The sequence below is a fragment of the Cytobacillus sp. FSL W7-1323 genome, assembly GCF_038595015.1.
Lineage (GTDB): Bacteria > Bacillota > Bacilli > Bacillales > Cytobacillaceae > Cytobacillus > Cytobacillus kochii.
This window is the reverse complement of sequence record NZ_CP151998.1, coordinates 3,050,925-3,074,040: the sequence shown is the minus strand read 5'-3', so window position 1 is coordinate 3,074,040 and position 23,116 is coordinate 3,050,925. Positions and strand designations below refer to the sequence as shown.

Here is a 23,116-nt window from a genome sequence, read left to right as displayed (position 1 = left end):
CAGCCAAGCGCCACTGGGCATAGGTAGTGGTGAAGGTTCAACGACTAGAGAGTGAGCCCCAACAATAAACTCTCAAATAGCGCCCGGCCCCTATACATAAGGGTGATGATATAGTCTAGTCCGACTGCTAAGAGCAGTGTAAATATCCTGAAAGGGACGGTAGTTAACGTGGCATCCTGATATTATTGAATTTATTATTTCTAAAATGCAAAATCCAAGAATTCTTCGTTTCTTACTTGAAAATACGGAAGATGAGACAATTAAACGTTACGCTAAGGAAAAACTCAAGTTCACTCCATTTACAGAGCAAGAGATTGCCATGTATCAAGGAATAATCAATTATAAAACCATTCCAGGTTTAGGTGGATTTAATGAGAAAATCATTAAAGATGCAGAAGAAAAACTATTAATAGGCGGAACATATGCTGTTCATAATTCTGAATTCCTTACTGGAGCAAATATTTCAGTTTGTTTAACGAAGGAGTTTATGGAAGCAGTTGAAAATGATGGTGAATATGAACTTCGTTTCCCAGATGTAGAGAGTTACGATCGTGAGCAGATGGACAACTACAATAAGCAATGGCATGAAGTTGGCGATGTGCGTGAATGGGAAAAGTTAGGTCACGGTGTTCGTGTATATCGTAAAATTAAGGCAAAAGAGCTTTGGAACTTGATAAATATTTGTGCAACTTATTCAGCTGAACCAGGTATCTTCTTCATTGATAACGCCAATGATATGACCAATGCAAAAAGCTATGGCCAAAAGGTAGTAGCAACAAACCCTTGTGGCGAACAGCCATTAGCTCCTTACAGTGTTTGTAATCTAGCAGCAGTGAACCTAGCTGAAATGGCTGACAAGGAAAATAAGACAGTTGATTTCGCAAAGCTGGCAAAAACTGTTGAGATTGGCGTACGTATGCAAGATAATGTCATCGATGCTACACCTTATTTCCTTGAAGATAATAAAAAACAAGCTTTGGGTGAACGTCGAGTTGGCTTAGGTGTCATGGGTCTGCATGATTTATTAATTTATTGTGAAACAGAGTATGGCTCAGAAGAAGGTAATGTATTAATTGACCAAGTGTTTGAAACGATTGCTACAACGGCTTATCGTGCGTCAGTAGAAATCGCTAAAGAAAAAGGTAGCTTCCCATTCTTAAACGGAGAAACAACGGAGGAAACGAACCGTTTAAGAAAAGCCTTTGTCGAAACAGGTTATATGGAAAAGATGCCGGCTGATATCAAACAGGCAATTCTAGAAACGGGGATTCGTAATTCTCATTTATTAACAGTTGCTCCTACAGGTTCAACAGGGACAATGGTTGGTGTTTCTACTGGATTAGAACCATATTTCTCATTCTCTTATTTTAGAAGTGGTCGACTTGGTAAATTCATTGAAGTAAAAGCAGACATTGTTCAAGAATATTTAGATCGTCACCCAGAGGCGGATCCTGAAAACTTACCAAACTGGTTTATTGCTGCAATGGACTTAGCTCCTGAAGCGCATGCTGACGTGCAATGTGTGATTCAACGTTGGATTGATAGTTCTATTAGTAAAACAGTGAATGCGCCTAAAGGTTATAGTGTAGAACAAGTGCAAAAGGTGTATGAGCGTTTATATAAAGGTGGAGCAAAAGGCGGCACTGTATACGTGGATGGCTCAAGAGACTCTCAAGTATTAACTTTAAAAGCCGAAGAAAATTCTTTTGAAGAAGAAACCTTAGAGAAGAAATCATCCAATAAACAGCATGTTGTCCTTGTAGATACAATTAATGACTTACGTTCAACTGATGTCACTATTGGATCTGAAGTTGGTAATACTTGCCCTGTCTGCCGTCAAGGGAAAGTGGAAGAAATCGGTGGCTGTAATACATGTACCAATTGTAATGCACAATTAAAATGTGGGTTATAAGTAGCAAGACTGGAAGGAAAGTGAGCTTAGCTCACTAAATAAAAATACAAGCATGAGCAAATTATCTAGCGAATTTGTTCATGCTTTTTTTTCTGTCTGTATAATCAAGAAAAGTAGCTAGAAGGTTCTAGTTGGAGGTTGTTAAGTGCATTCGATATAAGATAGTTTGCTTGTACATATTTAGTTAAAAATGGAAAGATAATTTTTGGCAAGGTGTGTGCGTATGACTTTGTAGGAATTCGTTAAAATTGCTGAGCAAAGGGGTATTGCTCGTACATCAAAAGTGAAATCGCCAAAGATAGCAGAACAAAAGAGTTTCATCGGCCCTCATCATAAAACGTGGGATAAAAAAGAATGCCAGCACCACCAGAAATTCTAATCATCCACATGAAAACTCCCCTTAACTCTTCTTAGGGACTTAACAATCAATTTCACGGTCACCATTATTAGCTTCATAATTGTTCTGGAAGAGTAGAGTTTAATAGGGGATTTACCGAGTTCTTTTATAACAAATGCCAGTTTTGTGATTTTCGCAAAAATCGGACTATTGCCAAGCTCAAGTGATTACAAATGTATTATAATGCTTTTTTCTTTTTGCAAAAGGATGTATGCAAATTAGAATGGGGTGATTGTATACATGGAAATCGATGGTGTATTTTCAGGAGGGGGCATTAAAGGGTTCGCTCTAATTGGTGCTCTTGCGGAAATTGAAAAGCAAGGTTTCCAATTCAAACGTGTTGCTGGAACGAGTGCCGGGTCAATTATATCTGCTTTAATTATTGCAGGCTATTCAAGTGATGAGATAGAAAGAATGATGGACGATTTAGATTTAAAAGTGTTTTTAGATAGTAGAAAATCACTTATTCCTATTGCTGTAGCAAAATGGATATTTTTATTTTGGAGTTTGGGATTATATAAGGGAAATGAATTAGAAAAGTGGATAGAAGCTCGATTAGCAGCAAGGGGGATTCGGACATTTGCAGACGTTCCCCCGCTTTCTCTACGCATTATTGCATCAGATTTGACGAATGGGAGATTACTCGTGCTGCCAGATGACTTACCGAAATACCAAATTGACCCAAATCGTTTTTCCGTAGCTAAGGCAGTGAGGATGAGTTGTAGTATGCCTTATTTTTTTGAACCTGTGAAAATCGGTGGCCGTGGCAAGCGTAATAATCTCATTGTGGACGGTGGTGTATTAAGTAACTTCCCAATGTGGTTGTTTGATAAAGATAATGTAAAGAAAACGAGACCGGTTCTCGGAGTGAAATTGAGTATTAATAATAATGAACAGCCACCGAGAAGAATCAAAAATGCAATTCAAATGTTTGAAGCATTATTTGAAACAATGAAGGATGCTCATGATTCCCGTTATATTTCGAGAAGTCATGAACAGAATGTTATTTTTGTTCCTACAGAAGGAGTATTAGCGACAGAGTTTGAGTTAACTGAAGAAGGGAAGAGAGATCTACTGAAACTTGGGAGGGAAAGAGCGAAGGAATTTCTTGCCACATGGACTTATTGAGAATAAGCCTAAAATGTCACTAATCACGCAATCTGACATGAAAAAATCGGACCTCTTATAAAGAAGCCCGATTTTTCTTTTTGCCTTTTTTTCCTTCAATGACTGTTAGATGTACAGAGGTATTTCTTTTTGATTTTTTTATAGAAGTTAAAGTGACTGGCTTACTTCTTCGGTTTGAAGAAGTTTGATTCTCTTTATTTTTAAAACGTTTTTTTGATTTTTTAGCGGCTTGCGCAAATGCTTTTCGCTCACTCTTATTGGGACTTGATGACCCGCTAAGTTTCTGGACGACAAAATAGATGACGACCCCAACAAGCGCCATAATGGCTATACCTCGAAATAATCCGGCTGGGTCTTTAATTAATTGAGAACCAAGCCCAATCATTGCAAGTAAAATAAGTGCGCCAAAAATATATAAGGATTTCCGATTCTTCAAGAAAGCCACCTCCCTATGAGCATGATGAGCATATTTGTAAGCTTTTAAACTTCGAAAGAGTAAAAAACCAATTTATCGTACCCTTTTAAAGTTATCTTACCCAATATTTGAGATTTCAAGCAGTACTTATATAAGAAAAATATTATCTTAGACTATCTTGTACAATCAATAAGATTTTATATATAAATTTCTCTATTTTCACTGTGAAACCCTCTACAAATAGATAAAAAACAAGAAAAAAATACGGATTTTAACAATTTTATGAAAGATGCAATGGTTTCTACCTGCATTGGACATAATAAGCACGGAGGTGAATCATATGAGTGATAAACATGAATTAGAACAAAACGAACGGGAACAACCATTATCAATGACATCTTTAACTTTTATCACTGGATTTGTCGGAGGTGTTTTTTGGAGTACGATTGGTTACATCGCTTATGTCCTTAATTTAACAGAAGTAGGACCAAGAGTCATTTTAGAACCATGGACAATAGGTGATTGGAAGGATGGTTGGCTTGGAACAGTGATTTCGATTATTTTAATTGGAGCTGTTTCAGTTGTAGCCGCTTATATTTATTATTGGACAATGAGAAGGTTCAAGAAAATGTGGTTTGGTGCCCTTTATGGACTTGTTTTATTTGCCCTTGTTTTTTTTGTCCTAAATCCGATGTTTCCTAATATTGCCCCTGTAGGAGATTTGAAAATAAATACAATTATAACATCTGTTTGCTTATATTTATTGTATGGTGTATTTGTTGGTTATTCCATTTCATATGAAAATGAAGAACAACAAAAGATGAAAGAAGCACAAGAAACGGAAGAAGCTTAAATTGTTAGAAGATTGATTGCTTTTATTTGCTTTATTATAGTGAGTGTTCTCTATTTTGTGATAAAATAGCCATATTGAATATTTCAGTATTCGTAGGAGTGGCGCCATGAAAAAAATATTGCTCATCAATGGACCGAATTTGAATCTTCTAGGCCAACGTGAACCAGGGATTTACGGTTCGGACACATTAGAGTCGCTTGAACATAATTTAAAACAAATAGCAGAACAAAGAAATGTTGCGCTTACTTGTATGCAATCTAATCACGAAGGCGTAATCATTGATCAAATCCATCTGGCGAATAGGAAATATGAAGGTATTATATTTAATCCAGGAGCATTTACTCACTATAGTATTGCTATTCGTGATGCCATTGCAGCCATTGATGTCCCTGTTATTGAAGTACATATTTCCAATGTGCATAAAAGAGAATCATTCAGACATCATTCCGTCATGGCAGCAGTAACAAAGGGGCAAATTGTTGGTTTAGGAATGAAAGGCTATGAGCTTGCTTTATTTGCATTAACAGATGAATAAGAGGGAGAGTAGAAGTTATGACAAAGATAGATAAAATAAGAAATAGTTTTGATCGAGTAGGTATTGATGCTATTTTGATTACGAGTGCTTATAACAGACGTTATGTTTCTCATTTTACAGGGTCTGCCGGTGCTGTTTTAATTAGCAAAAAAGATGCATTGTTCATTACTGATTTTCGTTATACTGAGCAAGCTAGCAAGCAATGTACTGGATATACGGTTGTGCAACATAAAGGAACTATACCTGAAGAAGTGGCATCAATCGTAAAGCAATTAGGTATTAAGAAATTGGGATTTGAAAAAGATTATGTTACATATGCTTCTTACCAAACTTTTAATGAAACAATTGATGCTGAATTAATTCCTGTATCAGGCGAAATTGAAAAGTTACGCTTGATAAAGGATGAATCAGAGATTAAGATATTAAAGGGAGCCGCGAAAATAGCGGATAGCGCTTTTTCTCATATTCTTAACTTTATTCAACCTGGTAAAACAGAAATAGAAGTCGCAAATGAATTAGAATTTTTTATGAGAAAAGAAGGAGCAACTTCATCTTCGTTTGATATGATTGTTGCTTCAGGTGTTCGTGGTGCATTACCTCACGGTGTAGCGAGTGATAAAGTCATCGAAAAAGGTGAGCTTGTTACAATTGACTTTGGTGCGTTATATAATGGATACGTTTCCGATATAACAAGAACCGTTGCCATCGGTCAACCAAGTGATAAGATGAAAGAAGTATATGATATTGTTTTAGAAGCACAGTTACGCGGTATGAAAGGGATTAAAGCTGGAATTACTGGGAAGCAAGCTGACGCTTTAACGAGAGACTATATTTCAGAAAAAGGCTATGGTGAATATTTTGGTCATTCTACCGGTCACGGTATTGGCTTAGAAGTCCATGAAGGACCAGGACTCTCTTTTAAATCTGACATCGTATTAGAACCAGGAATGGTTGTTACTTGTGAACCGGGTATATATTTACCAGGCATCGGTGGCGTTAGAATTGAAGATGATACGATTGTAACTAAAGAGGGTAACGAAAACCTTAATACATCAACAAAAGAATTAGTTATTCTTTAATGAGTGAATAGTAGGAGGAACTTTTTGCATGATTTCAGTAAATGATTTTAAAACAGGTTTAACCATTGAAGTAGATAATGGGATTTGGCGTGTAATGGATTTCCAACACGTGAAACCAGGTAAAGGTGCGGCGTTTGTTCGTTCAAAATTACGTAATCTACGTACAGGAGCTATTCAAGAAAAAACTTTCCGTGCGGGTGAAAAAGTAGCTAAAGCACAAATTGATAATCGTAAAATGCAATATTTATATGCTAATGGTGATCAACACGTCTTTATGGATACAGAATCTTATGATCAAATTGAATTAAGTGCTTCAGCAATTGAATATGAATTGAAGTTCTTAAAAGAAAATATGGAAGTTTCCATTATGTTATATCAAAGTGAAACATTAGGTGTTGAATTGCCAAATACGGTAGTACTTGAAGTAACTGAAACAGAACCTGGCATCAAAGGTGATACGGCCTCTGGTGGTACAAAACCAGCCATTTTAGAAACAGGCTTAAGTGTGCAAGTACCTTTCTTTGTGAACCAAGGCGATCAGCTTATTATTAACACAACAGATGCTTCTTACGTATCTCGTGCTTAATTTTTGCGTTTGATGACTTGTTATTTTCGTGATCTTATAGTAATATAATAATCAACTTGCTGCGTTGTTCGTTTGTATATGAAGTTTCAACCTTTACGTTAATTTAGGGAGCTTAAGATCATAATTGAAATAACATGCCTACATTGTTTAGGACGTTAGGAAGATTATTGCAAGCACCCACCTGGTGGAGCAGGTATGAAACTCCATATAAATCGGCGGCAACAGCGGCTACTTGATTTACTAATGAAGACATTTGAGATGGTTCTCAGATGTCTTTTTTACGTTTCAACCTTTAGAATGACTTCCAAAGAGAGGTTAAAGTAAGTCGAAGTTTACAATAAAATGAAGATAACAAGTAAGTCTTATAAACCCGATTGGTTTACTTTATAAAAGCATGAGTAAAATTTTTTACAACCATCTTAAAGATAAAGGTGGGAATTCCCCCACCTATTATACTTCCATCATTAATCCCATTGATAACCCAATAATTCCGCCATTTTTTTAGGAATATCCGTATTATCCAACATACCATGGAAATGTTCTGCACCTGCACCGTATGCAAATAACGGAACTGGATTGGCTGTATGGCCACCCGCACTGCTTATACTACGGATTTGGTGATTAACGATACCAGTATTATATCTTTCTGAGATAAAGCTACCAAGTTCCCATGCAGCTTTATTTTTTTTGTATACTTTTCCCCGAGCGTTCATTAATCTTGCATTGAGCTGTATACCTTCTTCCTCAGTTAAAACAATCCCAGTATATTTAACTAAATTGTCTACTATGTGAGAGGTAATGAATTTACCATCCTCTCCCTTTTTCGTTTGTGCAAGCACATATTCTGGTGAAGCTTGAATTTTTTTTATCATCTTTCGCTTTAGTGGTTCGGTCGCAGAAATACCCATTGTTTCATGATCAGCAACAACAACTATCAAAGTATCTGAACGGTTATGAGCCCATTCGACGGCCGTTTTCACAGCCTCATCAAATTCTACTGTTTCTCTCCAAACACTTGCTATATCTGCTGAATGGGCTGCATGGTCAATTCTTGCCCCTTCCACCATTAAAAAGAAACCATTTCCATTATTAAGCTTTTGTAGTGCTGTTTTTGTCATTTCACTTAAGCTGGGTTCTGTGCCATCTGTATATTTGCGGTCTATTTTAAATGACAGATGATACGGAGCAAAAAGGCCCAGCAGTTTACCCTCTGTCTGATTGCTTAATAAATCATGTCTATTTCTGACAATGGTATAACCTAACTTCTTTGCTTTTTCTAACAGGGCAGGACCATAAAAAACTTCTCCCCCACCTAACATGACATCAGGGGCGAGTGTGAGTTGTTGCTTCGCAATATCCGCCTGATCTGCCCAACGATTAAGAACGCTTGCTGTGAAAGCGGCAGGTGTGGCATCCGTGATGGCATTGGTGGAGATGATACCAGTCTTTTTCTTTTGCTCTTTAAATAAATCGAGGATGCTTTTTACCTCCTTGCCATCTGGCGTGACTCCGATCATTTCATTATTGGTTTTGCTTCCTGTTGCGAGGGCAGTACCGGCAGCAGCAGAATCAGTTACGACTCGATTAGCAGAATAGGTTTGAACAAGGGCACTAAAGGGGAGGGAAGTCAGAAACAATTGCCCCTCTTTACCTCTTTCCAATTCGCGCGCTATCTCTAGTTGGCCCACCCCCATACCATCTCCAATCATATAGATAATGTTTGTAGGTTTGTTTCCTTCTGCCGTAACAGACGAAGTATTTATTAGTAGTAATAAAGAAAAACATAGAATAGATAAGTACTTTAATTTCCTCACTCATTTCACATCCTCTTTAATAGATTGTCATGTGAATTATTGTCTCTCTTTTAATAATAATTATTTGTTATCTGGTCATACGTTAGATTCATCTTGCATACATTGAGAGTAGAAAAGAGCAAGTCCTATGGAGACAAAGGAAAGGGAGGACTTTCGAGGTGGAAACAATTCTAGCATTTTTACCACGTTCAATCTCACAACAGTTACGGCAATTACCAACTCGTCAGTTAGCAGAAATAGAGGAAATTAGGATTAGGACTCATCGCCCGATTGAAGTTGTTACACATGGTAACTATGTTTTGTTACCTTATCAAGCAACGGAAGAGGATGCGATTCATTTATTAGATAAGATGAGTCACTTCTCTATTTATACTTTGGAAGAAGAGTTACGTAGAGGTTATATCACGATAGAGGGCGGTCACCGGGTCGGACTAGCAGGTAAAGTTATTTTAGAAGGCGGACAAGTAAAAGTGATTAGAGATGTCGCTTCTTTTAACATTCGTATTGCTAAAGAAAAAATCGGGATTGCCGAAACTGTTGCTCATCATATTTATCAGAATGGTTGGATGCATACAGTTATTATCGGCCCTCCACAAACTGGAAAGACAACTTTGCTTAGAGATTTAGCGAGAATGGTCTCTAGTGAAAATAAATACACAACTGCTAAAAAAGTAGGCATCGTCGATGAAAGATCAGAAATAGCTGGAAGTATTCATGGTATACCACAAATGAGGTTTGGTCCGCGTGTTGATGTTTTAGATGCGTGCCCAAAAGCTGAAGGTATGATGATGATGATTCGCTCGATGAGCCCAGATGTCCTTGTGGTCGATGAATTGGGTAGCAAAGCAGATGTAGAAGCCGTATTAGAAGCAGTTAATGCCGGTATAAAGTTAATTACTACTACCCACGGCTTCTCGTATGAAGATATAAAAAAACGTCCGTTAATGGCACCTTTACTTGAATTAGATATATTTGAACGTTTTGTTGAACTTAATAGACGTGCAGGACCGGGAAATATACAAGCTGTCAAAGACGGTAATGGTATGCGGTTATATAGGAAGCAAGAGGTATTAGGACCATGATTAAAATATTGGGAGCAATACTTATCATCGTAGCAACTACTCTCGTAGGATTTGAGATATCAAAACGATTAAGTGAAAGGCCACGTCAACTAAGGCAGCTAAAGAGTGCCTTGCAATCATTAGAAGCGGAAATCATGTATGGCCACACTCCATTACATGAGGCATCACGACGGCTCGCTTCTCAATTAAGTCAACCAGTTTCGTTATTCTTTGCTGATTTTGCTTCTCGGCTAACAGAAACTGAAACGACAGTGATGAGGGCCTGGGAGAATAGCTTGAATCACATTTGGAAAAAAACGGCTCTGAAAAACAGTGAATTTGAAATCATGAAACAATTTGGAGAGACATTAGGGCGACATGATCGCATCTCCCAACAAAAGCAAATTTTGCTGACATTAGCCCATCTGGAACGTGAAGAAGTAGATGCGCATGAGAAACAGGCAAAATACGAAAGAATGGCGAAAAGCCTCGGGTTTTTATCAGGACTTCTGCTAATTATTTTATTAATGTAGAGAAAATTTCTCATGTTTGAGTGTAGGAGGAGAAAATAATGGGATTAGATGTCGAGATTATTTTTAAAATTGCCGGTGTTGGGATAGTCGTCGCTTTTTTACACACGATTCTTGACCAAGTGGGAAAGAAAGAATATGCCCAATGGGTCACTTTGTTTGGATTTATCTATATTTTATTTCTGGTTGCATCAGTGGTAGATAACCTCTTTCAAAAAATCAAATCAGTATTCTTATTTCAATAAGAAGGGAGAGGTATGCCATTGATATTCTTAAAATAGTAGGCATTGCTTTAATAGCTACATTCTTGGCACTAATTATCAAAGAACAAAAACCTAACTTTGCTTTTCTTTTAGTTGTTTTTGTTGGTTGTACGATTTTTTTATATCTTGTCGATCAGATATATATGATTATTCATATGATAGAGCGCATTGCTGTTAATGCCAATATTAATATGGTGTATTTGGAGACCATACTGAAAATAGTGGGTATTGCCTATATTGCAGAATTTGCCTCGCAAATTACGAAAGATGCTGGTCAAGGTGCAATTGCTGCAAAGATTGAGATGGCAGGGAAGATTTTTATCTTAGCAATGGCTATCCCGATATTAACGGTTTTGATTGAAACAATTATTCAAATGATCCCAAGTTAATCAGTGTAAAGAGAAAATGTAGGAGCCACCCATGCGGTGTGAATAGAAAATGACAACATCATAAGAGAGTAGCACCTTCCCTATATAAAGAGGTGTAAAAGATGAAGCACTATTTATTGAAAACATTGCTGTTTAGTATGTTGTTTATTTTCATGACAAGCCACATTGTACATGCCTCAGATGAAGAGGCAGATAAACCAGATGAATACCGAACTGAAGAAGCTCAAGAAGTTTTTAATCCGGAAGATATTGTAGAGTCACAAATAGATACACTCCATTTGGATGAATTAAAGGGATTCTGGGAAGATATCACCAATGAATATGGAGGTTTTTTGCCGGAAAGTCAAAAGGGCAGCATTTACGATTTTATAAAAGGTGAAAAAGAGTTTTCGTTTGATCAATGGGCATTAGGCATACTTAAATTCGTTTTTCATGAATTTGTTGTAAATGGAAAACTTTTAGGAACCTTAATCTTACTAGCTGTATTTAGCATGTTTCTGCAATCATTGCAAAATGCTTTCGAATCCGGAACAGTGAGTAAAGTCGCTTATGCGATTGTTTTGATGGTATTGGTTATTTTAGCATTGAATAGCTTCCATATCGCGATGGAGTATGCAAGTGATACTGTCCATAAGATGACTTCATTCATTCTAGCACTCATTCCTTTGCTGCTAGCATTAATTGCCTCCTCAGGTGGACTCATCTCAGCAGCCTTTTTTCATCCAGTTATTCTCTTCTTAATGAATACGAGTGGTGTGTTAATTCAATATGTTGTGTTTCCTTTGCTTTTTTTATCCACGCTACTGCATATCGTCAGTACTTTGTCAGATCAATATAAGGTTACACAATTGGGGAACCTCTTGAGGAATTGGAGTGTGGGCTTACTCGGTATTTTCCTTACTGTGTTTTTGGCTGTGATATCAATCCAAGGAGTTTCTACAGCCATTACAGATGGTGTCACACTAAAAACAGCGAAGTATGTAACAAGTAATTTTATCCCTGTAATCGGGCGAATGTTCACAGACGCAACGGATACGGTAGTGACAGCATCTGTATTATTGAAAAACACTGTCGGAATTGCTGGTGTCGCCATTTTGATGATTATAGTAGCTTTTCCTGCAATCAAAATATTAATGATTGCGTTTATATATAAATTTGCAGCAGCTGTTCTTCAACCTTTAGGCGGAGGGCCGATTATTAAATGTTTAGATATTATCAGTAAAAGTGTCATGTATGTATTTGCAGCATTAGCCATTGTGTCTCTTATGTTTTTTCTTAGTATTACTGTCGTGATCGTAGCTGGAAATCTCACGATGATGGTGAGATAGGGAGGGTCGCTAATGGAATTTTTAAAAGAATGGATTACAACAATTATCATATTTATTTTGCTAGCAACGGTTATTGATATGATTCTTCCAAGTTCAAAGCTACAGAAATACACAAAAATGGTTACGGGCTTACTATTAATAGCGATTATTTTAACTCCTATATTTAAATTTGTTTCTAGTGATTTCGAACAAACGATTATGTCGTTACCATCAATTGAGTCTACTTCTTCAAAAGAAGAAATAGAAAATTCAATAGAAATGCAAAAAAAAGAAATACAAGCCTCCTCTCGTGCATATGCTTTAGAAAACGTAGAAAAAGCCATGAAAGCATCGGCGAATGAGGAGTTGGTAGAAAAGTACGGTTTAGAAATTACAAAGATAGAAATGATTGAAGACGATAGGTCCGAGCTTGAGTTCCCTCAAAACCTTCAAAAGGTCTATGTGCAAGTACAACCAGTAGAAGAAGGGGAACAAGAAGCAGTTGAAGTTGTCCAAAATGTAGAAGTAGACACAGGAAAGCCGATTGAATCAGAAGCAACAACTACTGTCCCAGGTGATATTACTTCTCTTCTGTCTACTAATTGGGAAATCGATGAAAAAGTGATGGAAGTATTTTTAGAAGAAGGGGGGATGGCGAAAAACGATGGGTAAAAAAGGACCAATTACATTACTGAAAGAATGGTTATCAAAAGAAAAAGATGGCGAAAAAAAACCCGGTAAAGTTCAATACTTGATGATCGTTCTCTTATTTGGTGCCGCGATTATGCTAATTAGTAATATATTTTTTAATAATGACACGTCTGATGAAGTCTCTGTCTTTAACTCCGAGAGTGAGCAAACAGAGAAAGAGCAAGAAGTCTTTGGACAATCTAAACCACAATCAGCCAATTCAATTGCTGATTATGAAAAGGCATATGAAGCACAGATTAAAGAAGCGCTTGACACAATAGTTGGAGTGGATGATGTCTCTATTGTTGTAAATGTTGATTCCACAGAGAAAAAAGTATTAGAAAAAAATACAACGAATCAAGGACAAATTACTGATGAGACGGATAGAGAAGGTGGCAAAAGGGTGGTGGAAGATCAATCGAAAGAAGAACAGGTTGTCATCATCCGTGAAGGAGAAAAAGAAGTTCCAATTGTAATAGAAACAAAAAAGCCTGATATAAGAGGCGTTCTCATAGTAGCAAAAGGTGCTGATAATATCCAAGTGAAAACATGGATTGTGGAAGCTGTCTCACGTGTACTAGATGTACCTGCACATAAAGTTTCTGTTTTACCTAAGAAAAAATAATGTTTAAGGGGGATTTAATAATGTTATTAAAAAAGCAAACGGTATGGTTATTAACTATGTTGAGTTTAGTCGTTGTTCTGTCAATTTATTACTTAACTTCTCCAGATGGACAAATGAATCTTGCGGGAAATGACCAAGAAGAAAATGAAAATGCAGAAACCGGTGGTGCGGTAATTTCAGATGTAGCATCTGATGAAGAATTTGCCCAAGAGAGACTTGATCAAATGAACGAAAGAAGTATGGAAAAAGAAAGATTAACAGAAGTCGCAGCTTCGACAGAATTACCTGCAGAGGAAAGAAGTGAAGCGAAGGATCAACTTGATTCACTTAATGAGTTAGCTGCTAAGGAAGAAATGTTAGAGAACTTGATAAAATCAATGAACTACGAAGATGTTCTTGTGAAAGCTGATGGTGCCAATGTAAAAGTGGTTGTTAAGGCGGAAGAACAATCAAAAGCTGAAGCAAACAAGATTATTAGAGAAGTAATGAATGAGTTAGGCACACAAGCTTTGGTAGCAGTAGAATTTCAAGTAAGTAAGTAGTATGAAAACTGAGCGATGAATACAGTCGCTCAGTTTTTTGCATTTATTTATAGGGGAATGATAAAATAATTACAATAGTTAGATAATAGTTTTTGATAAGTGCATAATTTTTGTACGTGTTTGACTGATGAAATATTTTACATAGTTAAATAATCCGAGCCTAGCAAAAATGAAGAACTTCAACTTTCACTTGTTCTCTTAATAAATCAGAAGGAAAGAAAGGGATATAAGTGGTGTATTTAGAGGGAGACTTATTATTTGGATAATATTTACTATTAAAGTTAGTGTTGAACTTTCATTAGGTCTTAGCGTATGATTATAGTAGCTAGTCATAATTATTTTACATAACTAGTATTTCATCTATTAAAGTTGAAGCGTAAATGAAGAACAGGGGTGTAAGAATGCTAAAAGTCCAAGAAATTCGTGAATTGATTAAATTAGTTGATCAATCAAATATTGATGAATTTGTTTATGAACATGAAGGTACAAAAGTAGAAATGAAGAAAAATGTCACTGCTATTCAACCTGCAGCAGTACCAGTTGTTCAACCACAGGCACAGGCTGTAGTAGCGCCTCCTGAACAACCTCAGAAAACAGCAGCAGTCCAAATGGAAGTACAAAAAGTAGAACAAGTAAATGAAAAGAATGAAGATAAAGATACTTCAAATCTGCATCAAGTAGTTTCTCCTATGGTTGGAACTTTTTATCAGTCATCCTCACCAGATGCAGATGCATATGTAAAAGTTGGTTCTAAAATCACCAAAGATTCTATTCTGTGTATTGTTGAAGCAATGAAATTATTCAATGAAATCGAAGCAGAAGTAGATGGAGAAATTGTGGAAATTTTAGTTAAGGATGGTCAATTAGTTGAATACGGGCAACCATTATTTTTAGTGAAGCCTGAGTAAGGAGGGCTTTTGTCGATGATAAAAAAAGTATTAATCGCAAATAGAGGAGAAATCGCTGTACGTATTATTCGTGCATGTCGTGAAATGGGTATTGAAAGTGTAGCTGTCTATTCAGAAGGTGATAAAGAAGCTCTACATGTTCAGCTTGCTGATGAAGCTTATTGTATTGGTCCAGTTTCTTCAAAGGATAGTTACTTAAACTTCACTAGTATCATTAGTGTGGCGAAGTTAACAGATTGCGATGCGATCCATCCAGGTTACGGTTTTCTAGCAGAGAACAGTGACTTTGCAGAATTATGTCGCGAGTGTCATATTACATTCATTGGGCCAACTCCAGAAGCGATTGCCAAGATGGGTACGAAAGATATTGCTCGTGAAACGATGAAGGAAGCAGGCGTACCAATCGTACCTGGTTCAAATGGAATTATTGAAGACATTAGTGAAGCGCTTGAATTGGTGCAAAAAATAGACTATCCTGTTATTATAAAGGCAACTGCTGGCGGTGGCGGTAAAGGAATTCGCGTCGCACGTAATGAAGAAGAGTTAACGAAAGGAATCAACATTACACAGCAGGAAGCATTAACAGCTTTTGGTAATGCAGGTGTATACATTGAAAAATACATTGAAGATTTTAGACATGTAGAAATTCAAGTACTAGCAGATACTTATGGAAATACGATTCACCTTGGAGAGAGAGATTGTTCCATTCAGAGAAGATTGCAAAAACTACTTGAAGAAACGCCTTCTCCAGCCTTAGATGGTGAAACACGTGAAGAAATGGGGAAAGCTGCAGTAAAAGCTGCAGAAGCAGTAAATTATACCGGTGCAGGTACAATCGAGTTTATTTATGATTATCATAACCGTAAGTTTTATTTCATGGAAATGAATACACGTATTCAAGTGGAACATCCAGTAACAGAAATGGTAACAGGCGTTGACTTGATTAAAGAGCAAATTAAAGTTGCTTCTGGTGAACGTTTAGGTATGACCCAACAGGATGTTACTTATAGTGGATGGGCGATGGAATGTCGAATAAATGCAGAGAACCCGGCGAAAAACTTTATGCCATCAGCAGGGAAAATTTCGATGTACCTTCCACCAGGTGGTTTAGGTGTTCGTGTTGATTCTGCTGCATATCCTGGATATACGATTCCTCCGTATTATGATTCAATGATTGCAAAAGTGATTACTTATGGTGATACGAGGGAGGAAACAATTGCTAGAATGAAACGAGCACTAAGTGAATTCGTTATTGAAGGTGTTCATACTACAATCCCGTTCCACTTAAGACTTCTTGAGAATGAGAATTTTGTTGCAGGGGAGTTTAATACGAAATTCCTGGAATTGAATGACGTTATGAAATCTGAATAAGAATTGGAGGTTTCAAAATGAGCGATCAAAATATTCTAGAAATGAACCAAGAGGAAACAGGGTTAGGTAAGGTGGAAATTGCACCTGAAGTAATTGAAGTAATTGCAGGAATTGCGGCATCTGAAGTGGAAGGTGTTGCACAAATGCGCGGCAACTTCGCATCAGGTGTAGTTGAAAAATTAGGCAAGAAAAACCATGGAAAAGGTGTAAAAGTCGAATTAGCTGAAGAAGGCATTAAAGTGGATGTCTACTGTTTAATGAAATTTGGCGTATCTATTCCAACTGTTGCACAAAGTATTCAAGATAATATTCGTCAAGCTCTATTAAATATGACAGCGCTTGAAACGAAAGAAATTAATATTCATGTAGTTGGTATTCTTTTTGAAAGCCAAAAACAAGAAGATGAATACGAACAAGAAATATAAAAAGACAAAAAAAGCGACTAGAGACATCGGTGTCTTTAGTCGTCTTTTTTTTGTATTGATATATCCGCTTCATGACTTAAAGGTTTGTTTCAACAAATTTTAGAAAAGTCTATTCATATTAATAACTATGTTCTCATTATTTAAAGTTCATCAGACTGTAAGGAAAAATAGAGGAAAAATTATTGACTACACTGTGCGAATCATAGTCAGTTATGCTATTATCTTCTTATGTGTTTTTTTATGTGTCGTTAAAGAAATCCACGAGGACATTTATATAATAGATTGAATGACAAAGGAGAAATAAGAATGAAAAGAAGAACAGCAAGAGAAAAAGCATTGCAAGCGCTATTTCAAATCGATTTAAGTGGAACGGAAATGAATGAGGCCATTCATCATGTGTTAGATGAACAGCGAGAGGATGCTTATTTAAACCATCTTGTCAGTGGTGTTCTTCAGCATAAAGCCCAGATTGATGAATTAATATCTAACAATCTGGAGAACTGGAAATTGGATCGTTTGGCAACCGTGGATCGCAATTTACTACGTCTTAGCACTTTTGAATTTGCTTTTAGCGAGGATGATATACCGGTTAATGTTGTTATTAATGAAGCCATTGAGATTGCAAAGATGTATGGAGACGACCAATCGCCAAAGTTTATAAATAGTGTATTATCAAAAATAAAAGATAATTATAGTGAGAATTAAGAGCATCTATTTTATGCGATTACATCATTTGAATCCGCTGCTTAAACTTTCCTATTACAATTAATTCGTTGTAATAAAGAAGGAGATAAGAATGGAAGAAAAGAGATATTTAACAGTTTACGCATTAACAAAATATATAAAGCGGAAATTTGATAGAGATCCACATTTACAACAAGTAATGGTCAAAGGTGAAATCTCAAATTTCAAGCGCCATTCGAGTGGTCATATGTATTTTACATTAAAAGATGAGAAATCAAGAGTTCTTGCAGTGATGTTTTCAAGATACAATCAAACGATGAAATTTGTCCCTGAGAATGGGATGAATGTTCTTATTACCGGTGATTTGTCCTTATATGAAGCAAGTGGACAATATCAAATATATGTGAAAGAAATGACCCCTGATGGTATTGGTGACCTTTATCTAGCCTATGAACAGTTAAAACAGAAACTTGAAAAGGAAGGGTTGTTCTCAGAGAAATATAAGCAACCGATTCCTAAGTATCCGAAAGCGATCGGGCTGATTACTTCACCAACTGGTGCAGCAATCAGAGATATGATTACAACATTGAAACGCCGATATCCTGCTGTTCCTATTTATATTTACCCAGCACTTGTACAAGGAAAAGGGGCCGCACCTTCCATCACTCAACAAATCAATCGAGCGAATGAAAGGAAAGAGGTTGATGTGTTAATTGTTGGTAGAGGTGGAGGTTCAATTGAAGAGTTATGGGCATTTAATGAAGAAGAAGTGATTAGAGGTATATTTGCTTCATCTATCCCAATTATATCAGCGGTTGGTCACGAGACGGATTTTACGATTGCAGACTTTGTCGCAGATTTAAGGGCACCGACCCCGACCGGTGCTGCTGAGCTTTCAGTGCCTCATATAGATGACCTAAGTGAACGGATCCATAACCAACAAGCACGGATGATCCGAGCAACGAGGGAGAGGTTAACAAGGCAGTTTGAACGTCTTCATAGAGTGGAGAAATCTTATGCTTTTCGATACCCCCAAAAACTTTATGAGCAAAAATTAGAACAAGTTGATCGTACGAAAGAACAATTAATTAAAAGTACAATACGTTTATTAAAATATAAGCAGGAACAAGTCGATCAGCAACGAAAACGCTTGCTAAGAACACCACCACACTCATTAGCCATAGAAAGCAGAAAGCTATATATAGATATGAATAAACGGTTAAGGCGTTCCATGAATGTCATGAATGAGCGAAAGCAAAGGGAATTCTCACATCTTATATCAAAATTAGAGACGTTAAGTCCTTTAAAGATTATGGACCGTGGTTATAGTTTACTGTATTCGGAAAAAGAAGAACTCATCAAATCTATTCATCAAGTTAAACAAAATGACGAAATAAAAGTAAAGGTAAAAGATGGAACGATCTTAGCTGAAGTAAAGAATATAATCGATAATCGAGGTGAAAAGTAATGGCTAAAGAGAAAACACCTACTTTCGAAGAAGCAATGGAGCAGCTTGAGCAAATCGTAGAAAAGTTAGAGGAAGGGGATGTCCCTCTAGAAGAGGCTATTTCCATTTATAAAAATGGGATGGAACTTTCCAAGCTTTGTCACGATAAACTAAAAAATGTAGAAGAACAATTAACAGAAATGATTACTGATGATGGAAAAAAACAGCCGTTTGTTATACATGAGGAGGAGTAGGGAGAATGGGTGAGTCACTACAAGCTTTTTCACAACATCATAAAACACTACTGGAAGAGAAAATGGCATCCTTTGTAGAGAGATTAGAATCTCCAGCTGTGCTAAAAGAAGCAATGCAATATTCTTTATCGGCTGGAGGTAAACGCATCAGACCTTTATTGCTCTTCGCTACTTTAGCTGCTTATGGACAAGAAACAATTAAAGGGCTTAACAGTGCATGCGCACTTGAAATGGTGCACACATACTCTCTTATTCACGATGACCTTCCTAGTATGGATGATGATGATTTAAGAAGAGGAAAGCCGACAAACCATAAAGTGTATGGGGAAGCCAATGCAATCTTAGCAGGGGACGCGCTTTTAACTTTTAGCTTTCAATTAATTGCAGAAACGGATGAAGCATTTGCTTCTCCTGAAGCTAAATTAGCTTTAATTAAAGAATTTGCTCAATCAGCAGGAGCAGAAGGCATGGTTGGTGGCCAAGTTGCTGATATGTTGGGTGAAAAGAAAACACTTACACTTCCTGAATTAGAATACATTCATGTACATAAAACAGGAAAGTTACTAAGTTTTGGTGTCATGGCTGGTGCCATTTTAGCTGGTGCCTCAGATAAGGAAAAGCAGCTTTTACTTGAATTTTCCACACATTTAGGTCTAGCCTTCCAAATAAGAGATGACATTTTAGATTTAGAAGGTTCTGAGGAACTAATTGGTAAGCCGGTAGGTAGTGATGAAGTCAATGCGAAAAGTACTTATCCAAGCATATTAACAATGAATGGTGCAAAAGCAGCTCTTGATGAGCATACACAGTTAGCGAAAGAAAAATTAGCAAAAACAGGTTTGAATACTTATTACTTGGAAAAAATTACAGATATGCTAGCTGAAAGAAACCATTAAAAGGGATAACATTTGGCTAATTTTTATTTTTGCTGTAATCTAGTACTAATCATGAAAAGGAAATGAGAAGAAGTATACTCAATTTATGAATAAGTAATGAAAGTGAGTGATCCGTCTTATGGATCTGTTATCAATTAAAGACCCAAGCTTTTTAAAGAAGCTCTCTAATGAGGAATTAGAGAATCTAGCCTCGGAAATTAGACATTTTTTGATTGAAAAATTGTCAGTTACTGGTGGCCATATTGGGCCTAATCTAGGTGTTGTTGAATTGACCATTGCTCTGCATAAAGCGTTTGATAGCCCAACAGATAAAATTTTATGGGATGTTGGGCATCAGTCATATGTTCACAAAATCCTTACTGGTAGAGCTAGCCAATTCGATACGTTAAGAAAGTATAAAGGATTATGCGGGTTTCCTAAAATGATCGAAAGTCCTCATGATGTATGGGAAACCGGCCATAGCTCCACCTCTTTATCAGGTGCTATGGGAATGGTCATTGCAAGAGATATTAAAAAAGAAAATAGCCATGTGATACCAGTAATAGGGGACGGTGCCTTGACTGGTGGAATGGCATTAGAAGCGCTCAACCATATTGGTCACGAGCAGAAAAACATGATTGTTGTTTTGAATGATAATGAAATGTCAATTGCTCCTAATGTTGGCGCCCTTCATAATGTTTTAGGTCGTCTTAGAACTGCGGGGAAATACCAATGGGCAAAAGATGAGTTAGAAGCTTTTCTGAAAAAGATCCCAGCTGTCGGTGGTAAAATTGCTTCAACAGCTGAAAGATTAAAAGATAGCTTAAAGTATTTACTTGTTTCAGGCGTGTTTTTTGAGGAACTCGGCTTTACTTATCTTGGACCAATTGATGGTCATAATTATGAAGAATTATTTGAGAACATTAATTATGCCAAGAAAACTGAAGGTCCAGTTCTCTTACATGTAATTACGAAAAAAGGAAAGGGTTTTGAACCTGCAGAACGTGATACAGTTGGTACTTGGCATGGAACAGGCCCTTATAAAACGGAAACAGGTGACTTCCTGAAACCTGTTAATACTGCACCGGCATGGAGTAAGTTAGTTAGTGAAACAGTCAGAGAATTGGCAAGAGAAGATGAACGAATTGTTGCCATTACGCCTGCGATGCCTGTGGGATCTAAGTTAGAAGGTTTTGCAAGTGAATTTCCCGATCGCATGTTTGATGTAGGAATAGCGGAACAACATGCGGCTACAGTAGCGGCAGGTCTTGCTACACAAGGAATGAAGCCATTTTTAGCAATTTATTCGACATTTTTACAAAGAGCGTATGATCAAGTGGTCCACGATATTGCTAGGCAAAACCTAAATGTTTTTATTGGGATCGATCGTGCTGGGTTAGTAGGTGCTGATGGAGAAACGCACCAAGGTGTTTTCGATATTGCCTTTTTAAGACATTTACCAAATATGGTACTGATGATGCCAAAAGATGAAAATGAAGGTCGTCATATGACATATACCGCTATTCAATACAATGATGGTCCAATTGCAATGAGGTTTCCAAGAGGAAATGGACTTGGAGTTGAGATTGATGAGAAGATGACGGCACTTCCAATTGGTTCATGGGAAGTGTTAAAAGAAGGTAAAGACGCAGCTATTTTAACATTTGGAACAACCATTCCAATGGCTATGGAAGCGGCAGCTCTTCTTGAAGCGAAAGGCTATTCAGTAAAAGTTGTTAATGCCCGTTTTATTAAACCATTAGATGAGACAATGTTACATGATATTTTAAGTATGAACATGCCTATTTTGACAGTTGAAGAAGCCGTCTTACAAGGTGGATTTGGTAGCGCCGTGTTAGAATTTGCTCATGATCATCATTACCATCATGCGAAAGTGGATAGACTTGGTATCCCGGATCATTTTATTGAACATGGTAGTGTGGACAAACTCTTAGAAGAGATAAATTTAACATCTGAAGAAATTGTAAAGCGCATGAGTAGATTAGCTGAAAAAAAACAAAAGAGGGCATGAAGCGATAATGAGTAAAAAGGAACGAGTGGATGTTCTTCTTGTAGAACGAGGCTTGGCAGAAACAAGAGAGAAAGCAAAAAGAGCGGTAATGGCAGGCATCGTCTATAGTAATGAAATGAGGCTAGATAAACCTGGAGAAAAGGTAAAGAGTGATATTCCATTACAAATCAAAGGGAAAGCAATGCCTTACGTAAGTAGAGGTGGCTTAAAGCTCGAAAAAGCATTAGAGGTATTTGATTTAACCGTTGAAGATAAAATTCTATTAGATATTGGGGCATCAACAGGGGGCTTTACAGATTGTGCATTGCAAAATGGGGCACAAATGTCTTATGCCCTAGATGTTGGATATAATCAGTTAGCCTGGAAGCTAAGACAGGATGAACGTGTGGTTGTAATGGAGCGGACTAATTTTCGCTATGTTACACCTGCTGATTTAGTCGGTCAAATGCCAAATTTAGCTTCCATTGATGTCTCATTTATATCTTTACAACTAATTCTTCCTGTTTTGCGAACATTACTCGTACCTGGTAGCGACGTGATCGCATTAATCAAGCCTCAATTTGAAGCAGGAAGAGAACAAGTTGGGAAGAAGGGAATTGTTCGTGATTCGTCAGTACATGAACAAGTAATTGATAAAATTCTAACCTTCGCTCAAACGGAAGGATATCATATTAAAGGCTTATCCTATTCTCCGATTACAGGTGGAGATGGTAATATTGAATTCCTCGCTCATTTGCAGTGGCCACATGGTTCAGAGGAAGTGCATGCTACCAATGATTTTGATATCCAATCAGTAGTAGAAGAAGCCCACAAGCAATTAAAAGCAAAACTGAAAGAATGAACACAGACTAAAGTGAGCAGGCTAGGGGAGCATTTTCCAGCCTGTTCTTTTGTGTCAGGCATCATAACGGATATAAATGAGATTTGAAATTCTCTTATGAAACAATCTTTTTTACCAAAAAAACACAAATTATGCAGAATAAATTGTACAATA

At 37.0% G+C, this 23,116-nt stretch carries 24 protein-coding genes, 1 other RNA gene and 1 pseudogene; 24 read left to right on the top strand and 2 right to left on the bottom strand.

The window, feature by feature from the left end; genetic code table 11:
- Nucleotides 1-169: 169 nt before the first annotated feature.
- Together MKX67_RS15515 and MKX67_RS15510 are read left to right on the top strand one after the other, a co-directional pair.
- Nucleotides 170-1,912 (top strand): annotated as a pseudogene (locus MKX67_RS15515) (vitamin B12-dependent ribonucleotide reductase); the annotation flags it as partial.
- A 637-nt stretch (nt 1,913-2,549) separates the two neighbouring features.
- Complete coding sequence (locus MKX67_RS15510; protein ID WP_095372599.1) at nt 2,550-3,437, top strand: patatin-like phospholipase family protein; 888 nt, start codon at nt 2,550-2,552, stop codon at nt 3,435-3,437.
- Nucleotides 3,438-3,492: 55 nt separating this feature from the next.
- On the opposite strand, the gene MKX67_RS15505 is transcribed toward MKX67_RS15510, so the two are convergent.
- Nucleotides 3,493-3,882, bottom strand: coding sequence for an SA1362 family protein (locus MKX67_RS15505; RefSeq protein ID WP_224936000.1), 390 nt, complete (start codon nt 3,880-3,882; stop codon nt 3,493-3,495).
- A gap of 310 nt (nt 3,883-4,192) precedes the next feature.
- On the opposite strand from MKX67_RS15505, the gene MKX67_RS15500 reads away from it, so the two are divergent.
- From MKX67_RS15500 to ssrS, 5 genes are all read left to right on the top strand, one after another.
- Entirely contained in the window at nt 4,193-4,705 is a 513-nt protein-coding gene (locus MKX67_RS15500; protein WP_224936001.1) for a YqhR family membrane protein, read from the top strand.
- 106 nt (nt 4,706-4,811) lie between these two features.
- A complete protein-coding gene (aroQ, locus tag MKX67_RS15495; RefSeq protein WP_095372600.1) occupies nt 4,812-5,240 on the top strand; it encodes a type II 3-dehydroquinate dehydratase in 429 nt (142 codons plus the stop codon).
- A 17-nt stretch (nt 5,241-5,257) separates the two neighbouring features.
- Nucleotides 5,258-6,319, top strand: coding sequence for a Xaa-Pro peptidase family protein (locus MKX67_RS15490; RefSeq protein WP_095372601.1), 1,062 nt, complete (start codon nt 5,258-5,260; stop codon nt 6,317-6,319).
- Between the two features lie 28 nt (nt 6,320-6,347).
- Nucleotides 6,348-6,905: an elongation factor P gene (gene efp / locus MKX67_RS15485; RefSeq protein ID WP_095372602.1), complete on the top strand. Its 558-nt coding sequence runs from the start codon at nt 6,348-6,350 to the stop codon at nt 6,903-6,905.
- A 53-nt stretch (nt 6,906-6,958) separates the two neighbouring features.
- Nucleotides 6,959-7,140, top strand: a non-coding RNA gene (gene ssrS / locus MKX67_RS15480) — 6S RNA.
- 229 nt (nt 7,141-7,369) lie between these two features.
- Here ssrS and MKX67_RS15475 read toward each other — a convergent pair.
- Nucleotides 7,370-8,719 carry an alkaline phosphatase gene (locus MKX67_RS15475; RefSeq protein ID WP_342488429.1) on the bottom strand — a complete coding sequence of 450 codons (1,350 nt, stop codon included), beginning with the start codon at nt 8,717-8,719 and terminating at the stop codon, nt 7,370-7,372.
- Nucleotides 8,720-8,877: 158 nt separating this feature from the next.
- On the opposite strand from MKX67_RS15475, the gene spoIIIAA reads away from it, so the two are divergent.
- The 17 genes from spoIIIAA to MKX67_RS15390 all read left to right on the top strand — a co-directional run bounded on the left by spoIIIAA (nt 8,878) and on the right by MKX67_RS15390 (nt 22,963).
- Entirely contained in the window at nt 8,878-9,801 is a 924-nt protein-coding gene (gene spoIIIAA, locus MKX67_RS15470; RefSeq protein WP_307312928.1) for a stage III sporulation protein AA, read from the top strand.
- Entirely contained in the window at nt 9,798-10,313 is a 516-nt protein-coding gene (gene spoIIIAB, locus MKX67_RS15465) for a stage III sporulation protein SpoIIIAB (protein ID WP_095372603.1), read from the top strand. Before spoIIIAA ends, spoIIIAB begins: the two co-directional genes overlap by 4 nt.
- Nucleotides 10,314-10,351: 38 nt before the next feature.
- A complete protein-coding gene (gene spoIIIAC, locus MKX67_RS15460) occupies nt 10,352-10,555 on the top strand; it encodes a stage III sporulation protein AC (RefSeq protein ID WP_095372604.1) in 204 nt (67 codons plus the stop codon).
- A gap of 17 nt (nt 10,556-10,572) precedes the next feature.
- A complete protein-coding gene (spoIIIAD, locus tag MKX67_RS15455) occupies nt 10,573-10,962 on the top strand; it encodes a stage III sporulation protein AD (RefSeq protein WP_095372605.1) in 390 nt (129 codons plus the stop codon).
- A 101-nt stretch (nt 10,963-11,063) separates the two neighbouring features.
- On the top strand, nt 11,064-12,290 hold the full coding sequence (spoIIIAE, locus tag MKX67_RS15450) for a stage III sporulation protein AE (protein WP_095372606.1): 1,227 nt from the start codon (nt 11,064-11,066) through the stop codon (nt 12,288-12,290).
- 12 nt (nt 12,291-12,302) lie between these two features.
- Nucleotides 12,303-12,941 carry a stage III sporulation protein AF gene (gene spoIIIAF, locus MKX67_RS15445; RefSeq protein WP_095372607.1) on the top strand — a complete coding sequence of 213 codons (639 nt, stop codon included), beginning with the start codon at nt 12,303-12,305 and terminating at the stop codon, nt 12,939-12,941.
- Entirely contained in the window at nt 12,934-13,584 is a 651-nt protein-coding gene (gene spoIIIAG / locus MKX67_RS15440) for a stage III sporulation protein AG (RefSeq protein WP_095372608.1), read from the top strand. Before spoIIIAF ends, spoIIIAG begins: the two co-directional genes overlap by 8 nt.
- Nucleotides 13,585-13,604: 20 nt before the next feature.
- Nucleotides 13,605-14,126 carry a SpoIIIAH-like family protein gene (locus MKX67_RS15435; protein ID WP_095372609.1) on the top strand — a complete coding sequence of 174 codons (522 nt, stop codon included), beginning with the start codon at nt 13,605-13,607 and terminating at the stop codon, nt 14,124-14,126.
- A gap of 401 nt (nt 14,127-14,527) precedes the next feature.
- A complete protein-coding gene (accB, locus tag MKX67_RS15430; RefSeq protein ID WP_095372610.1) occupies nt 14,528-15,034 on the top strand; it encodes an acetyl-CoA carboxylase biotin carboxyl carrier protein in 507 nt (168 codons plus the stop codon).
- A gap of 15 nt (nt 15,035-15,049) precedes the next feature.
- Nucleotides 15,050-16,405, top strand: coding sequence for an acetyl-CoA carboxylase biotin carboxylase subunit (gene accC / locus MKX67_RS15425; RefSeq protein WP_095372611.1), 1,356 nt, complete (start codon nt 15,050-15,052; stop codon nt 16,403-16,405).
- A 17-nt stretch (nt 16,406-16,422) separates the two neighbouring features.
- On the top strand, nt 16,423-16,830 hold the full coding sequence (locus MKX67_RS15420) for an Asp23/Gls24 family envelope stress response protein (protein ID WP_095372612.1): 408 nt from the start codon (nt 16,423-16,425) through the stop codon (nt 16,828-16,830).
- A 306-nt stretch (nt 16,831-17,136) separates the two neighbouring features.
- Nucleotides 17,137-17,535: a transcription antitermination factor NusB gene (gene nusB, locus MKX67_RS15415; RefSeq protein ID WP_095372613.1), complete on the top strand. Its 399-nt coding sequence runs from the start codon at nt 17,137-17,139 to the stop codon at nt 17,533-17,535.
- A 91-nt stretch (nt 17,536-17,626) separates the two neighbouring features.
- Entirely contained in the window at nt 17,627-18,982 is a 1,356-nt protein-coding gene (gene xseA / locus MKX67_RS15410; protein ID WP_307312936.1) for an exodeoxyribonuclease VII large subunit, read from the top strand.
- Nucleotides 18,982-19,215 carry an exodeoxyribonuclease VII small subunit gene (locus MKX67_RS15405; protein WP_095372615.1) on the top strand — a complete coding sequence of 78 codons (234 nt, stop codon included), beginning with the start codon at nt 18,982-18,984 and terminating at the stop codon, nt 19,213-19,215. Before xseA ends, MKX67_RS15405 begins: the two co-directional genes overlap by 1 nt.
- Before the next feature lie 5 nt (nt 19,216-19,220).
- Nucleotides 19,221-20,111 carry a polyprenyl synthetase family protein gene (locus tag MKX67_RS15400; protein ID WP_095372616.1) on the top strand — a complete coding sequence of 297 codons (891 nt, stop codon included), beginning with the start codon at nt 19,221-19,223 and terminating at the stop codon, nt 20,109-20,111.
- A gap of 118 nt (nt 20,112-20,229) precedes the next feature.
- Nucleotides 20,230-22,122, top strand: coding sequence for a 1-deoxy-D-xylulose-5-phosphate synthase (dxs, locus tag MKX67_RS15395; protein ID WP_307312939.1), 1,893 nt, complete (start codon nt 20,230-20,232; stop codon nt 22,120-22,122).
- A 4-nt stretch (nt 22,123-22,126) separates the two neighbouring features.
- Complete coding sequence (locus MKX67_RS15390) at nt 22,127-22,963, top strand: TlyA family RNA methyltransferase (RefSeq protein ID WP_307313730.1); 837 nt, start codon at nt 22,127-22,129, stop codon at nt 22,961-22,963.
- The last annotated feature ends 153 nt before the right edge of the window (nt 22,964-23,116 follow it).

Bases quoted from the DNA above. Each gene is read 5' to 3' on its own strand.
- spoIIIAB (WP_095372603.1), top strand. From the start codon at position 9,798: ATGATTAAAATATTGGGAGCAATACTTATCATCGTAGCAACTACTCTC.
- nusB (WP_095372613.1), top strand. From the start codon at position 17,137: ATGAAAAGAAGAACAGCAAGAGAAAAAGCATTGCAAGCGCTATTTCAA.
- MKX67_RS15420 (WP_095372612.1), top strand. From the start codon at position 16,423: ATGAGCGATCAAAATATTCTAGAAATGAACCAAGAGGAAACAGGGTTA.
- spoIIIAG (WP_095372608.1), top strand. From the start codon at position 12,934: ATGGGTAAAAAAGGACCAATTACATTACTGAAAGAATGGTTATCAAAA.
- MKX67_RS15400 (WP_095372616.1), top strand. From the start codon at position 19,221: ATGGGTGAGTCACTACAAGCTTTTTCACAACATCATAAAACACTACTG.
- aroQ (WP_095372600.1), top strand. From the start codon at position 4,812: ATGAAAAAAATATTGCTCATCAATGGACCGAATTTGAATCTTCTAGGC.
- efp (WP_095372602.1), top strand. From the start codon at position 6,348: ATGATTTCAGTAAATGATTTTAAAACAGGTTTAACCATTGAAGTAGAT.
- spoIIIAE (WP_095372606.1), top strand. From the start codon at position 11,064: ATGAAGCACTATTTATTGAAAACATTGCTGTTTAGTATGTTGTTTATT.
- MKX67_RS15490 (WP_095372601.1), top strand. From the start codon at position 5,258: ATGACAAAGATAGATAAAATAAGAAATAGTTTTGATCGAGTAGGTATT.
- dxs (WP_307312939.1), top strand. From the start codon at position 20,230: ATGGATCTGTTATCAATTAAAGACCCAAGCTTTTTAAAGAAGCTCTCT.
- accB (WP_095372610.1), top strand. From the start codon at position 14,528: ATGCTAAAAGTCCAAGAAATTCGTGAATTGATTAAATTAGTTGATCAA.
- accC (WP_095372611.1), top strand. From the start codon at position 15,050: ATGATAAAAAAAGTATTAATCGCAAATAGAGGAGAAATCGCTGTACGT.
- MKX67_RS15510 (WP_095372599.1), top strand. From the start codon at position 2,550: ATGGAAATCGATGGTGTATTTTCAGGAGGGGGCATTAAAGGGTTCGCT.
- MKX67_RS15500 (WP_224936001.1), top strand. From the start codon at position 4,193: ATGAGTGATAAACATGAATTAGAACAAAACGAACGGGAACAACCATTA.
- xseA (WP_307312936.1), top strand. From the start codon at position 17,627: ATGGAAGAAAAGAGATATTTAACAGTTTACGCATTAACAAAATATATA.
- spoIIIAC (WP_095372604.1), top strand. From the start codon at position 10,352: ATGGGATTAGATGTCGAGATTATTTTTAAAATTGCCGGTGTTGGGATA.
- spoIIIAF (WP_095372607.1), top strand. From the start codon at position 12,303: ATGGAATTTTTAAAAGAATGGATTACAACAATTATCATATTTATTTTG.
- MKX67_RS15435 (WP_095372609.1), top strand. From the start codon at position 13,605: ATGTTATTAAAAAAGCAAACGGTATGGTTATTAACTATGTTGAGTTTA.
- MKX67_RS15405 (WP_095372615.1), top strand. From the start codon at position 18,982: ATGGCTAAAGAGAAAACACCTACTTTCGAAGAAGCAATGGAGCAGCTT.